Origin of the sequence: Shewanella fodinae, from assembly GCF_014651955.1 — a bacterium.
GTDB lineage: Bacteria > Pseudomonadota > Gammaproteobacteria > Enterobacterales > Shewanellaceae > Shewanella > Shewanella fodinae.
This window is the reverse complement of the sequence record NZ_BMXW01000001.1, coordinates 326,413-339,436: the sequence shown is the minus strand read 5'-3', so window position 1 is coordinate 339,436 and position 13,024 is coordinate 326,413. Positions and strand designations below refer to the sequence as shown.

The 13,024-nt window shown below is 48.0% G+C and carries 11 protein-coding genes; 3 read left to right on the top strand and 8 right to left on the bottom strand.

The window, feature by feature from the left end; all coding sequences use genetic code 11:
- Positions 1 to 57: 57 nt before the first annotated feature.
- The gene (yfbV, locus tag IE064_RS01690) at positions 58 to 501 is read left to right on the top strand and encodes a terminus macrodomain insulation protein YfbV (protein WP_133037682.1); all 444 of its coding nucleotides are present in this window, start codon (positions 58 to 60) and stop codon (positions 499 to 501) included.
- A 2-nt stretch (positions 502 to 503) separates the two neighbouring features.
- On the opposite strand, the gene pflA is transcribed toward yfbV, so the two are convergent.
- Both pflA and pflB read right to left on the bottom strand, forming a co-directional pair.
- Positions 504 to 1,244, bottom strand: a complete 741-nt coding sequence (gene pflA / locus IE064_RS01685) for a pyruvate formate lyase 1-activating protein (RefSeq protein WP_133037681.1) — start codon at positions 1,242 to 1,244, stop codon at positions 504 to 506.
- Between the two features lie 46 nt (positions 1,245 to 1,290).
- The gene (pflB, locus tag IE064_RS01680) at positions 1,291 to 3,573 is read right to left on the bottom strand and encodes a formate C-acetyltransferase (protein WP_189615821.1); all 2,283 of its coding nucleotides are present in this window, start codon (positions 3,571 to 3,573) and stop codon (positions 1,291 to 1,293) included.
- A gap of 985 nt (positions 3,574 to 4,558) precedes the next feature.
- Between pflB and focA the strand changes: the two genes are divergently transcribed.
- On the top strand, positions 4,559 to 5,437 hold the full coding sequence (focA, locus tag IE064_RS01675) for a formate transporter FocA (RefSeq protein WP_133037679.1): 879 nt from the start codon (positions 4,559 to 4,561) through the stop codon (positions 5,435 to 5,437).
- Positions 5,438 to 5,458: 21 nt separating this feature from the next.
- On the opposite strand, the gene IE064_RS01670 is transcribed toward focA, so the two are convergent.
- The 6 genes from IE064_RS01670 to IE064_RS01645 all read right to left on the bottom strand — a co-directional run bounded on the left by IE064_RS01670 (position 5,459) and on the right by IE064_RS01645 (position 10,571).
- Entirely contained in the window at positions 5,459 to 5,662 is a 204-nt protein-coding gene (locus IE064_RS01670) for a hypothetical protein (RefSeq protein WP_189615819.1), read from the bottom strand.
- Between the two features lie 333 nt (positions 5,663 to 5,995).
- Positions 5,996 to 7,003 carry an ArsA family ATPase gene (locus tag IE064_RS01665; protein WP_189615817.1) on the bottom strand — a complete coding sequence of 336 codons (1,008 nt, stop codon included), beginning with the start codon at positions 7,001 to 7,003 and terminating at the stop codon, positions 5,996 to 5,998.
- Between the two features lie 21 nt (positions 7,004 to 7,024).
- Positions 7,025 to 7,297 (bottom strand): cory-CC-star protein, encoded by a 273-nt coding sequence (locus IE064_RS01660; protein ID WP_133037772.1) that lies wholly within the window; start codon positions 7,295 to 7,297, stop codon positions 7,025 to 7,027.
- On the bottom strand, positions 7,297 to 8,979 hold the full coding sequence (locus IE064_RS01655; RefSeq protein WP_133037677.1) for a carbon starvation CstA family protein: 1,683 nt from the start codon (positions 8,977 to 8,979) through the stop codon (positions 7,297 to 7,299). Before IE064_RS01655 ends, IE064_RS01660 begins: the two co-directional genes overlap by 1 nt.
- Before the next feature lie 185 nt (positions 8,980 to 9,164).
- The gene (locus IE064_RS01650) at positions 9,165 to 9,980 is read right to left on the bottom strand and encodes a DUF2797 domain-containing protein (protein WP_189615815.1); all 816 of its coding nucleotides are present in this window, start codon (positions 9,978 to 9,980) and stop codon (positions 9,165 to 9,167) included.
- A gap of 87 nt (positions 9,981 to 10,067) precedes the next feature.
- Positions 10,068 to 10,571 carry a glycine cleavage system transcriptional repressor gene (locus tag IE064_RS01645; RefSeq protein ID WP_133037675.1) on the bottom strand — a complete coding sequence of 168 codons (504 nt, stop codon included), beginning with the start codon at positions 10,569 to 10,571 and terminating at the stop codon, positions 10,068 to 10,070.
- 188 nt (positions 10,572 to 10,759) lie between these two features.
- Here IE064_RS01645 and IE064_RS01640 point away from each other — a divergent pair, with 188 nt between their 5' ends.
- The gene (locus IE064_RS01640) at positions 10,760 to 13,012 is read left to right on the top strand and encodes an ABC transporter permease subunit (protein WP_189615813.1); all 2,253 of its coding nucleotides are present in this window, start codon (positions 10,760 to 10,762) and stop codon (positions 13,010 to 13,012) included.
- The last annotated feature ends 12 nt before the right edge of the window (positions 13,013 to 13,024 follow it).

Here is a 13,024-nt window from a genome sequence, read left to right as displayed (position 1 = left end):
GTCAGTTTTTGGAAATGTGCTAAGGTAAAAGCATTCACTTCATTGCAGGGGCGTTCCTTGAATTCCGGCATCCTAAAGACCCTGAGCGACGGTCAGCACTATATGAAGACCTGGCCCATGGTGCGCCAACTGGGATATCACTTTCCCGAGTTTCGCGTGATCCGCGCAACCCGCTTAGCGACTACCCTTATGCCGGGCTTAGCCCTGCTTGCTGGTGGTAGCCAGCTGTATTTATACGGATGGGCTTATCTGCCGCAGGCACTTGCCACCATCCTGTTTTTTATTAGCATGCCGCTCCAAGGAATGTTCTGGTTGGGATGGCGAGCCCGTCATCCGTTACCCTTATCACTGCTGGAGTGGGGCAATCAACTCAACGCCAGGCTGGTAGAGCAGGGCGCAGGTTCGCGTCCACTTGGCGCAAAGGCCTGTTACATGGACATGGCGGTTATTCTGAAACTGGCATTTGAACGTCTTGAAGCCAGTTTCTGGGACGAAATCTAGCCTTAGTAACTGGCATTGATCCCGCGTTTTGTGAATACCGCTTTAATTTTTTCCATCGTATCGTGGCTGGGTGGGGATACTCCTTCTAACTCGTAGGTTTCTCCCATTGCCTGCCACTTATGTTTTCCCAGCTCGTGGTAGGGCAGCAACTCCACTTTTTCCACATTACTCATGGGCTGGATGAACTCAGCCAGCATCTCCGCTGACGCTTCATCTTCGGTGTAACCACCAACCACTACATAACGGATCCAGGTTTTTTGTCCCCGTTTGGCAAGGTATTGCGCAAACTGCAGCGTCCGTTGATTACTCACTTTGGTCAGATCGATGTGTTTGGCATCATCCATCTGTTTTATATCGAGCATCACCAGATCCGTGTTATCCAGTAATTCATCAATCACAGGTGTGTACTTACGTACAAAACCATTGGTATCGAGACAGGTGTGGATCCCATGTTGTTTGCAGGCTTTAAACCAGGCTGCCACAAATTCAGCCTGTAGCACGGCTTCACCACCGCTGGCCGTCACACCACCATTACTGGCTTCATAAAACGGTCGATAACTGAGGATCTGTTCCATCAATTCGTCGACCGTTACATCTTTGCCGTCGTCCAAATCCCAAGTATCACGATTATGACAGTATTTACAGCGCATCAGACAACCTTGCATAAACGCGATAAAGCGTATGCCGGGGCCATCAACTGTGCCGAAAGACTCTATTGAATGGATTCTTCCTGTAACTGTCATCAATACTCCTGAAAAGGCTGCAATGTTACCATTGCAGCCAATCTTATCAGACGGATTTGGTGAAAGTACGGGTAATTACATCTTGCTGCTGTTCAGGCGTCAGTGAATTAAACCGTACCGCATAGCCAGACACACGGATGGTGAGCTGAGGATATTTCTCAGGGTGCACCATGGCATCTTCCAGCATTTCGCGGTTCATCACGTTGACGTTCAGGTGTTGACCACCTTCGTGACCAGGTCTATGGGCAAAGTAGCCGTCCATCAGCGCCGCTAGGTTTGCACGGCGAGCACTATCTTCTTTACCTAACGCATTGGGTACGATAGAGAAGGTGTAAGAGATACCGTCTTGCGCATGGGCAAAAGGCAGTTTAGCAACAGAAGTCAGCGAGGCGACAGCACCTTTTTCATCGCGACCATGCATTGGGTTGGCCCCTGGCGCAAATGGCGCTCCGGCACGACGACCATCAGGTGTGTTACCGGTTTTCTTACCATAAACCACGTTAGAGGTAATCGTCAGAATTGACTGGGTTGGGATAGCGTTACGATACATCTGTTTGTGGCGGATTTTATCCATGAAACGATGTACCAGATCGCAGGCGATGTCATCTACACGGGCATCGTTGTTACCGAATTTCGGATAGTCACCTTCGATTTCAAAGTCAACGGCAATGCCGTTTTCATCACGTACTGGTTTTACCTTGGCATACTTGATGGCAGACAATGAGTCGGCAGCAATAGACAGACCCGCAATACCGCAAGCCATAGTACGACGTACGTCGCGGTCATGCAGTGCCATCAGCGCCGCTTCATAGCTGTACTTATCGTGCATGTAGTGGATGGTATTCAGTGCTGTGACATACTGAGTTGCCAACCATTCCATCATGTTGTCCAGACGGCCCATGACTTCGTCAAATTCCAGCACATCGGCTGTGATTGGGGCACTTTTTGGACCAATCTGCTTTTTCAGTTTTTCATCAACACCACCGTTGATGGAGTACAGCAGGGTTTTTGCCAAGTTGGCACGAGCACCGAAGAACTGCATTTGCTTACCAATAACCATCGGACTAACACAGCAAGCAATGCCGTAATCGTCAGATTCAAAATCGGGGCGCATCAGATCATCGTTTTCGTACTGGATAGAGCTGGTATCAATAGAGACTTTGGCACAGTACTTCTTGAATGCTTCTGGGAGATTTTCAGACCACAGCACCGTAATGTTCGGTTCAGGGCTGGGGCCCATGTTGTACAGGGTATGCAGGAAACGGAAGCTGGTTTTGCTCACCAGTGTTCGGCCATCTAAGCCCATACCACCAATGGATTCTGTTGCCCAGATAGGATCGCCAGAGAACAGTTCATCATATTCAGGAGTACGCAGGAAACGCACCATACGCAGTTTCATCACGAAATGGTCAATCATTTCCTGAGCCTGTTCTTCAGTCAGCAGGCCTTTCTTCAGATCACGTTCAATGTAGATATCAATGAAGGTAGAGGTACGGCCCAGTGACATGGCGGCACCGTTCTGGCTCTTCACTGCTGCCAGATAACCGAAATATGTCCACTGAATCGCTTCTTTGGCGTTAGTCGCGGGGCCAGAAATATCAATACCGTACTTAGCCGCCATGTTCTTCATCTGTGCCAAGGCACGATGTTGTTCAGCGATTTCTTCACGTAACTGGATAACGTCACTCAGGTTTTCACCTGCTTCCATCTGTGCTTGCAGCGAGGTGAATTGGGCAAATTTGTCCTTCATCAGGTAGTCGATACCATAAAGCGCAACACGGCGATAGTCACCGATAATACGACCACGGCCATAAGCGTCAGGCAAACCGGTCAGTACGCCTGACTTGCGGCAAGCGAGAATTTCTGGGGTATAAACGTCAAACACACCCTGGTTATGGGTCTTGCGCAGCTCACTATAAATATATTGCAACTGAGCATCTAATTCACGACCGTAAGCTTGGCATGAACTTTCTACCATACGGATACCACCGTTTGGCAACAGTGCACGTTTCAGTGGGGCATCGGTTTGCAACCCCACAACTGTTTCCAGTTCGCGGTCAATATAACCGGCATCATGCGAATCAATAGTGGAGACTTTATCGGTGTCAAAATCGACGGGGGCGTGAGTGCGGTTTTCCAGCTTGATGCCTTCCATCACTTTTTCCCACAAAGTGTTGGTGGCCGCAGTTGGACCTGCTAAGAAGGATTCATCGCCTTCATAAGGAGTGTAGTTGTTTTGGATAAAATCACGCAGGTTAACTTCAGATTTCCAGTCACCAGGTACAAACCCTTCCCAGGCTTTTTGGAACAGATCAGTTGTATCGGTCATCGTACTTCACCTTTTGTTTGATAAAGTGGGCGGGATTGCTGTCCTGTCTGTTTCCTCGGGACGTTAACCCCTGTTCAGTCTCGCTGCCTGGTTCTCTGGTCGGAGTGCCAAGCTTGCAGGTACAAAATCAACCAGTCTTTTACCGATTGAAGAATATCTGTAAATGCCCTTAACCATAAATTGGTAAGACCAATTGTCCAAAAAGATATTAACATAAGATTGCCAGTGGTCACACCACTAAACGAACTCTCGGCTTAAGTTAATGCTAAATTTGCTACTGAGTTATCAATTTTTGAACAATTAAGATCTGTATCTGCCAGTGATATTCACTATTAAAACGCAAAAATGTAGAGGATTCACATGGCAAATGTATGAGTAATTGCTCTAATCAGTTAATAACCAGCTGTTTACATTAATCTTTGAACAACTCCACAGACAAACAACTGATGGGGTTGAATAGCCTCAATTGCATTGCTCATTCAGTATCAACTCCCCTTGTAACATAAAAAATATGCACTGAATCACGGAACCGCCATGAATTTGTGTTATGACGGCGACAGTTATTTCAGTTGTAGCTAAATAATGGTGTTAGCGGCTAGCGATTTAAGTATGATGTATGGCGCACTTGATGGTTAATTATTGGTCAGCGTTTGTGAGTGGTAAAGCCTGATTGATATAGCGGAAGATGGTGCCAGATATGCTAGTTATGGGGCAAATTTTGAACTGTTAGTCAATATTAAACTGAACTGAGAGGCGGCTAGCATCTTTCGCAGTATTAATTGATTTCCGCTGGTAAAAAGGGGGATAAATACTTCGACGATGATGTAGTTTTGCAATATTTGTTTCTAAATCAAAAGTTTCTAATTTTTGGTAACTTTGCGGTCGAAAATTAATTAATGTTTCGGCAGACCGAAGTATTTATGGCCTGTTCGCTGAGTATGTGCCTGGCTAGGGCTTCGGTTACTGCCCAACAAGGTGGTAAAAAATGAAACTGTTTTCTGAACATTTGCAAACCGTCATCGCCAGTGGTGAAGGAAAAGTTAACAAGCCGTCCCTTTATCGCTTCATTCAGGCGATCTATGCCGGATTTTTTATCGGTCTGGCTTTCGTTTTTTATGTCACCGTGACTACTGGTAGTCCAGACGCACATTGGGGGACAGTCCACCTGATGGGCGGTGTTGTCTTCAGTCTGGGATTGATCCTAGTAGTGCTATTCGGTATGGAGCTTTTTACCAGTACAGTGTTGTCGGCCGTGGCTTGCGCGCAAGGGCGCGTCAGTTGTGCCCGGATGCTGTCTTGCTGGATTGAAGTGTATGTTGGTAATGCAGTTGGTGCGTTGATCTTGGTGGGATTGGTATGTGGCGGTGGCTTGTATATGACAGATGGTGGTATGTGGGGCCTGAATGTCATAGGAATAGCGTTGCACAAAGTACATCACACGTGGGGTCAGGCATTTGTACTGGGGATGATGTGTAACATCATGGTGTGTCTGGCGGTATGGTTTGCTTATATGAGCAAAGATATTGGTACCAAAGCACTATTGATGGTGATGCCTGTCGCCTTGTTTGTGGCAACCGGGTTTGAACATAGTATTGCTAATATGTTCATGCTACCTGTTGGTATTGCGTTTAAATATCTGTTACCGACAGAGCTGCTGTTGAGTCATGGTTACACTGAACAAGCACTTGAGGCGTTAAGCTTCAGCCATATTTTCACTGCCAATCTGATCCCAGTAACGTTGGGAAATATTGTGGGTGGCGCGGGCTTTATTGGCTTGGGCATATGGGCAACTGAAAAAGCCTCTGGGGCACAGGATCCTAAAGTGGTTGAAAATAGCAAATCCGCATCCGAGTTCCATAGCTAAAGCAGCGCTATTAAAAATTGCTTAGATTAAAAATGTATGGTCCGCCTCGTTGTTGCAAAAATAAAATTCAATAACGAGGTGGGTCTGCGCTAGTACCGCTAATGTATTCAGCGTCTCTGCTGTAGGTGCTTGCCTCCCATCCCACGATGAATTCCGCGCCGGAATATCCTCAAAGCCCAACGCATTTTTCTGCTGTTTTTTGTCAGGTTTTACGCCAGTGGCCATACCGTTTTCGTCGTCTTCTCTCTATTCATGGAACTCGGGTTAAAGCTTCACTGCATCAATGAAGTCGTTCGTGTTGCCTTTGACGTAGGGTTTTATATATTGCGGTGCGATAAGTTTGGCTTGCCTAAATTGATCCCGAGTACTTGAGTAAATATGGTGGTCTACCTCCTGTCTAAGCCTAATCTCGGTATAGTTGCTGAGAAAGGGGGCCGACGACCATATTAAGCCGATGATATGAGGTCATTGGATGTTGATCTTTTCAGCAAGAGTGTCACGTGTTCGCTCTTAACAGATCAACATTAGGCCATAGCCGATTTTGGTGTCAGATAGGTGCTAGAGACCGGATAATTCCAATCTTTGTGCCATTGCTTCCAGTCCTTTCAGCCCTTCAATATCGGTAGGCTGCAGCAGCAACCTGAACAGCGGCAATTGCTTGAAACGTTGTTCAATTTCTAGCAGATGTTTGTGCTCCTGCTCGCGTCTTTGTGCGAGAAAATGACCATCAGCAGTTTCAGGTAAAATCCGGTTGATCACTAAGCCTGCTAATGGGAGTTTTTCTGCCAGCAGACTGTCCACCGCCCGGCTAGTTTCAAGAATTGGTAGTTTTTCCGGTGTCAGCACAAACAATAACGCGGTGCGCTTGCTGTCTTGCAGAATTTCCCTGGTCCTTTGTAACAAACGTTGCCGCGCCAGTAATGTTTCGGCAATCGCTTTGTTGCGCGGATCCATGCCTGCGGTGGCATGTTCAGCGGGATCGTCAAACGGATTATCAATATCGCGGCCAGCTTTCGGCGTCAGATGATCCAGTACCGCGCCGAGTTTTTCTGAGCGCTCATTGGCTTTCAACAATCCTTGTGTCCAGGCTGCCATTGCTTCCGGCAGACTCAGCAGGCGCAGTGTATGCCCCGTTGGCGCAGTATCAAAAATAACCAAGTCATATTGTTGCTGCCCCAACTCAATAGTGTGGGCAATACGTTCCAATAACGCAGCTTCCTGGGCCCCCGGTGATTGACGGGTAAGCCGCATCTGCCGTTCAATTTCGCCATACATCTCTGGCCGGGTAAAACGTTTCAGTTGGCTGGTGACTTGCGCTAGATGCTGCTGCACTTCATGATCAGGATCGATTTCAAGGGCATCCAAATTAGGTGCCATGCGGGTGATATTATCGCCAATTTGTTTGGCAAACGCATCGGAGAGGCTGTGTGCCGGATCGGTGGAAACCAGCAGCACTTTCTTATTACGGTTAGCTGCCAGCAACGCCAAGGCCGAAGACACGGTAGTTTTGCCCACGCCACCTTTACCACCCACCCAAATAACTCGTTTATTGGTTAGAACGTCCATTTAACGGTACCACCGTTCTGTTTAACAACATTTGAACTGGTCAAGTGGCGAATGAGGCAGACCCATTCGCAGATGCCAGTCGTGAAACTTCTCCAGCATGATGGGCTGCAGCTCCAGCGTGTAATAGCTGGCTGGATTTGGCACACCCATCATTTCGGAGAAAATCAGTAGCATGAAAAGATCGTCCTGCTCCCGACGTGCGCGAGCCACTGCTGCGCGAAATGGCGCATTATAGGCTTCTTCAGCTATCAGGCTGACGTCACGGAGCAGTCGACGGATCTTTTCCAGTTTCATCATTCACCTTCGGTAGTGGCAGCGTTACGCTCTTTAATAGTTTTGCTGAGGGTAGCAACACATTCAAGCGTAATAATAATGGCGGCAATCAATACAATCAGATCCAGGGTAAACAGGAACCAATCGGCTTTGACGTAGAAGCCTTTGAGCTGGATAACCAGACCAGAAATGGTCATCACTAGCAGGAACACTAAAGGTGCTAGCGTATAAATCATTGGACGACCTAATTTCACCAGCATCACAGTAATCACCAACAGTGTCAGACCACCAAGCAGTTGGTTAGTCGTACCAAACAATGGCCAAATCAGCAAACCACCAGCACCATCGCCACCAGCACCAAACGCCAACAGCAGACAGGAACCGACCGCCAAGAACGTCGCAATGGAACCTTTGTTCATCCAGTTGATGTTATAAATGGCCCCCCATTCCTGGAAGATGTAACGCTGCAAGCGTAGACCGGTATCCATGGTGGTACCCGCGAACAGCACTACCATAACGGTTAACAGCGTTTGTGCCATGGTTTCATCTAGGCCTAGACCAGATTCAAGGATATTGGCGCCACCGCGAATAAAGGCGCCAACTCCACCTTGGCCGAAAGAGTGGTAGATATTCTGCCAATCGGCGAGGGTGGCAAATCCAGCAGTGGAAGCAATGATGGCGGCTAGCGCCAGCGAACCTTCACCGATTGCGCCGAAGTAGCCGACGAAACGCAGGTCGGGCTCTTTATCCAGCTGTTTGGAGGTGGTACCACTAGCGACCAGTCCATGGAAACCGGAAATAGCACCACAGGCAATGGTGACAAATAGCAGTGGCACAATCGATGGTGTTCCTTCTGGCACATTGGTATTAAATGCGGGGGCGACGATGTCAGGACCTGAGATAATCACGGCGCCATACAGTAGACCTAAACCGATGAACAGCTGAATACCGTTGATGTAATCACGTGGTTGCAACAGCATCCATACCGGTAGCAATGATGCGATAGCTGCATAGACAAACAGCAGGATAATCCAGGTTTCGTTATCGGTCAGCGGTCCTACCATTTCGGGTAAGGAGATCGGCATCATTGGTCCAACATAGATCATGGCGTACAAAGCAATTACACCGACAATCGATACCACCAGCAAATTGATAAGCTTGCGATAGATTAACTGGCCTACTACCAAGGCTACGGCAATGGCGCCCCAAACCGGGATGGTGGCACTGGGGAAGTTAATGAGCTGCTTGGCAATCACTACGGCAAATACAGCATTCACCATCAGCAATACTAAGAAAATAACCACCATGAAAATAGAACGTGCGCGGGAACCGATGACATCTCCGGTAACTGCGCCAATGGACTTGGCTTTATTGCGGTTACTGGCCCAGATAGCACCGGCATCATGAACCCCTGCGAAGAAAATGGTACCAAGTGTGACCCATAAAAATGCGGGTACCCACCCCCAGATCACCGCAATGGCAGGACCAATAATCGGTGCAGCCCCGGCAACAGAGGTAAAATGATGCCCCCACAACACGTACTTGTTGGTAGGTACATAATCCACACCATCCTGCATCGCATGGGCTGGCGTGACGAAGTTAGGATCAACCTTAAAGATTTTTTCGCAGATGAACTTGGAATATACGAAGTAGCCTACGGCCATCGCCCCCAACCCCATTAACATCAAAAAGATAGCATTCATGCATCACCTCTGGTGTGTAATTGTAAATGTAACTCATTGATGTTAATGGATACCACTTTTGGCTAATATCCGACCAATGTCTAAGTTGAAACGCCTTGGCAACAATTCAGAAACATTAATCAATAGCAAGGATAGCCATTAGCGCACAGTGTCTTTGATTTGCGATCCAATTGACAGGCGCCGTGTTAGCAGTGGACAGCAACCTCATAGCCAGTGAATTTACGGATATTGATAACACCGGTATCAAATAACAGATATTGGCCCTTGATGCCCTGCAAAGTGCCGGTAACGGTGGCAGTTTTATCAAAATTTAGAGAGTTCACTTTGGTGGGATACTGAAGCACGGGGTAATGAATGTGCGTGGTTGCCGCTGTCAGCGGCTCAATCATAAACTGCTTGGTACTATCTAGTTCATGTAATCGGTCGTGGATTTGTGGTAACAGCGATGCGGCTTCTGCCGCGAGATCCAGCGCATCGTTATCGCCTTTTAGCATGGCTTGCCAGTTGGTTTTGTCGGCAATTAATTGGGCCAACGTTATTTCAATCAGCCCTGACAGGTAGCGGGAATTGACACGAAACAGCGGCATTCCTTGAGTTGCTCCTTGATCCAGCCAACGGGTGGGTAACTGCGTATGACGGGTAATCCCGACTTTGATCCCAGAGGTGTTTGCCAGATATACAAAATGTGGCACAAAGCAGTGTTCGAGTCCCCATTGCGGTTCGCGACAGGTTCCTTGGGAAAAATGGCAGGTTTCCGGTTTCATGATACACATGTCGCAACTGGCCAGTTTCTGCATGCACACAAAACAGTGGCCCTGGGCATAACTTTTTTTGGTGGGTTTGCCGCAATGGCAACAGAGAATACGGCCAGTGAACTGTAACGTGAGAGTCTTTCCTAGCCGTGGGTTTAGCGGCAGTTGCTGTTGTCCTACTCGCAAAGCATATTGCGCCAGGCCGGAGTCATCCAGACTCACGGCCATTTTATCCAGCGTTCCTAACATCGTGTTTTAGCTTATTAAGTGATTTTTAGCAGTGTATCAGGTTAGTTGGACTTGCACTGACCGAAATTTTCGATTGGCAACACACAGTTAACGGCTGCGTACTTTATCAATCACCACGTCATCACCGATGGCATAGAGCGCCTCAGTCAACAGTTCTTCCTGATGCGGGTCACTCAGTCCCAAACTAATGGTGGCACGAAACAGCGCAATTCCGGTATGGCTGGCGCTTTCATATTTACTGCTGAAGCGTTCAATGTTGATCCCGAGGCTACTGAGCTTATTGGAAATCTCTTTCACCAATCCTGGACGATCATAAGCCACCAGATTGTAGGTGAGTCGTCGCCGTGGCGGGTTGAATTGCGCCGCCAAGGATGATGTCATGGTCAGACCATCAATGCATTCCAGAGAGTCTTGCAATTCGTCCCAATGCTGCTCGTCGATTTCCAGCAACAGAATCGCGGCAAAGATGCCATCGATGTGTCGCAGTTCAGAATCGAGCCAGTTACCTCCGTGATGACTGACGGCATTAGCAATCTGTTCGACCAAGCCTTTGCGGTCAGGAACCTGCAATGTAATGAGATATCGGCGCATATTGGGACGGCTCCTGTATGCTGTTAAAAACAGACGGTGTAACATTACTGTCATTTTTGCGTCATATAATCCGGAAAATGCCACCTGTGCGGAAGCAAACCGGTTTTGCTGGTCGCATTTGCAGATGATTGCGACCGGGCTGACACTAATAGTGACACGCCTTATAGATTAAATAATAGAGGTTTTCGATGGAAAGTCAGGTCTCTAAGCCTGCTTCAGCATCCCATGATTTTTTGATGGAAAAACGCGGCAATCGCCGGGCGTTGAAAGATCTGTTGGCCAAGATAGGTGTCACTGTAGGTGGCATCATGGTATTCGTGGCGTTGTTGCTGATATTTTTCTATCTATTATATGTCATTAAACCAGTATTTGATGCTGCAAAAGTAACACCTTTGAGCAGTATCCCGGTCGTGGCAGACAGTAAAACACTGATGGTCGGTACCGATGAACAGAATGAAATTATCTATCGGGCCAGCGAGCAAGGCTCCGTGGATTTTTATCGGATTGCCAATACCTCTAAACAGACTATGCAATTGCCAATCCCTGCTGGTGCCAAAGTGGTGAGCAGTGCGGCATCGGTGCCTAATCAGCAGTTATTTGCTTTGGGGCTAGATAATGGTCAGGCGTTGCTTGCCGGGGTTAATTTCAGTGTCAGTTATCCAGATAATAAACGACTGATTACGCCTGGGCTGCGTTATCCGATGGGTGAGCCCTTGATTGCGGTGGCGGAAGACGGTGCGCCGTTACAGCAATTAGTATTCGCTTACAGCAGTAGCAAAGTCAGCTTTGCCTATCGTGGCAATCAGCAGCAGTGGTTTCTTACGCGGCTTGATGGTGAACAAAATATGCTGACGGAAGAAACGGAATGGCAGCATCATAGTAAGCTGCTACCCAATACCCCTGCGTTAGTGGAGCATCAGTTGCTGACACCCGATCAACGCCAGTTGATGCTGCAGTCTGGCAATAAAGTCTTCATCTATGACATTAGTGATATTGACGATGTCAGCTTAATGCAAGTGCTGGACTTGGAAAGGAACAAGGCCAAGGTTAGTAATATCAGTCTGTTGGCGGGTGCCAGTTCCTTACTTGTCAGTTATAACACCGGTGTGGTCGCACAGTATTTTCAGGTGGCAGGTGAGCACGGCCGCTTGTATCAGTTCATTCGTGAATTTAAAGGCCTGGGCAATATAGAGGTGCTGGCCAGTGAATATTACCGTAAGAGTTTTGCCACTGTCAGCGAAGATGGTCGTTTAGAGCTGTTATATACCACCAGTGAACGCGAGTTATTCTCCAAGAAATTTGATTTAACTAAGCCGGTCGCTATGGGATTTAGCCCCCGAGCCAACGCGCTGGTAGTCCTGGCGGATGACAAGTTGCAACTGTTAGGTGTGAGCAACGCCCATCCAGAAGTGTCTTGGAGCGCGCTGTGGAATAAGGTTTGGTATGAAGGTTATCCAGAGCCGCAGTATGTCTGGCAATCGACTTCTGGCTCGGATGATTTTGAAGCCAAACTCAGTTTGATGCCACTGGCATTCGGCACCATTAAAGCGGCATTTTATGCCATGATTTTTGCGGTACCTTTGGCGATAGCAGGGGCTATTTACACCGCCTATTTTATGTCAGCAAAGGTCCGCTCATTAGTAAAACCGACCATCGAGATTATGGAAGCGTTGCCTACAGTGATCCTCGGTTTTCTCGCTGGCCTATGGTTGGCGCCTTTGATAGAAGACCATCTGCCGGGTTTGCTGATATTGCTGATCTTGCTACCGGTGACCATATTGCTCACTGCATTTATCTGGTCGAAACTCCCGGTGCGGATCAAACTGCTACTGCCAGAAACCTATCAAGAGTTATTGCTGATCCCGGTGATTTGTTTTTTCGGTTGGCTGTCATTTGCCATCAGCCCATCTATCGAATTGTGGCTGTTCCACGGCGACACCCGTCAGTTCATTACCAATACACTGGGAATGAGTTTTGACCAGCGCAATGCCTTGGTTGTCGGTATCGCCATGGGATTTGCGGTCATTCCCACCATCTTTTCAATTGCCGAAGATGCCATTTTTTCGGTGCCACGCCATCTTTCTAACGGCAGTTTGGCCTTGGGTGCTACCCGTTGGCAGACGCTTACCCGTGTGGTGCTGTTGACTGCCAGTCCCGGTATTTTTTCTGCCGTGATGATGGGGCTTGGGCGTGCAGTAGGCGAAACCATGATTGTGCTGATGGCAACGGGCAATACGGCAATTATGGATTGGAGTATTTTCCAGGGCATGCGCACACTTGCAGCTAATATTGCGGTAGAAATGCCCGAGTCAGCTATCGGCAGTTCGCATTATCGGGTGCTGTTTTTGGCCGCCTTTGTACTGTTTGTTTTCACCTTCTTTTTCAACACGATTGCCGAAGTGGTGCGCCAACGGCTGCGTGAACGATACAGCTCGCTGTAAGGGTATTGAGCA

Bases quoted from the DNA above. Each gene is read 5' to 3' on its own strand.
- pflA (WP_133037681.1), bottom strand. From the start codon at position 1,244: ATGACAGTTACAGGAAGAATCCATTCAATAGAGTCTTTCGGCACAGTT.
- pflB (WP_189615821.1), bottom strand. From the start codon at position 3,573: ATGACCGATACAACTGATCTGTTCCAAAAAGCCTGGGAAGGGTTTGTA.
- focA (WP_133037679.1), top strand. From the start codon at position 4,559: ATGAAACTGTTTTCTGAACATTTGCAAACCGTCATCGCCAGTGGTGAA.
- IE064_RS01670 (WP_189615819.1), bottom strand. From the start codon at position 5,662: ATGGCCACTGGCGTAAAACCTGACAAAAAACAGCAGAAAAATGCGTTG.
- IE064_RS01665 (WP_189615817.1), bottom strand. From the start codon at position 7,003: ATGGACGTTCTAACCAATAAACGAGTTATTTGGGTGGGTGGTAAAGGT.
- IE064_RS01660 (WP_133037772.1), bottom strand. From the start codon at position 7,297: ATGAAACTGGAAAAGATCCGTCGACTGCTCCGTGACGTCAGCCTGATA.
- IE064_RS01655 (WP_133037677.1), bottom strand. From the start codon at position 8,979: ATGAATGCTATCTTTTTGATGTTAATGGGGTTGGGGGCGATGGCCGTA.
- IE064_RS01650 (WP_189615815.1), bottom strand. From the start codon at position 9,980: ATGTTAGGAACGCTGGATAAAATGGCCGTGAGTCTGGATGACTCCGGC.
- IE064_RS01645 (WP_133037675.1), bottom strand. From the start codon at position 10,571: ATGCGCCGATATCTCATTACATTGCAGGTTCCTGACCGCAAAGGCTTG.
- IE064_RS01640 (WP_189615813.1), top strand. From the start codon at position 10,760: ATGGAAAGTCAGGTCTCTAAGCCTGCTTCAGCATCCCATGATTTTTTG.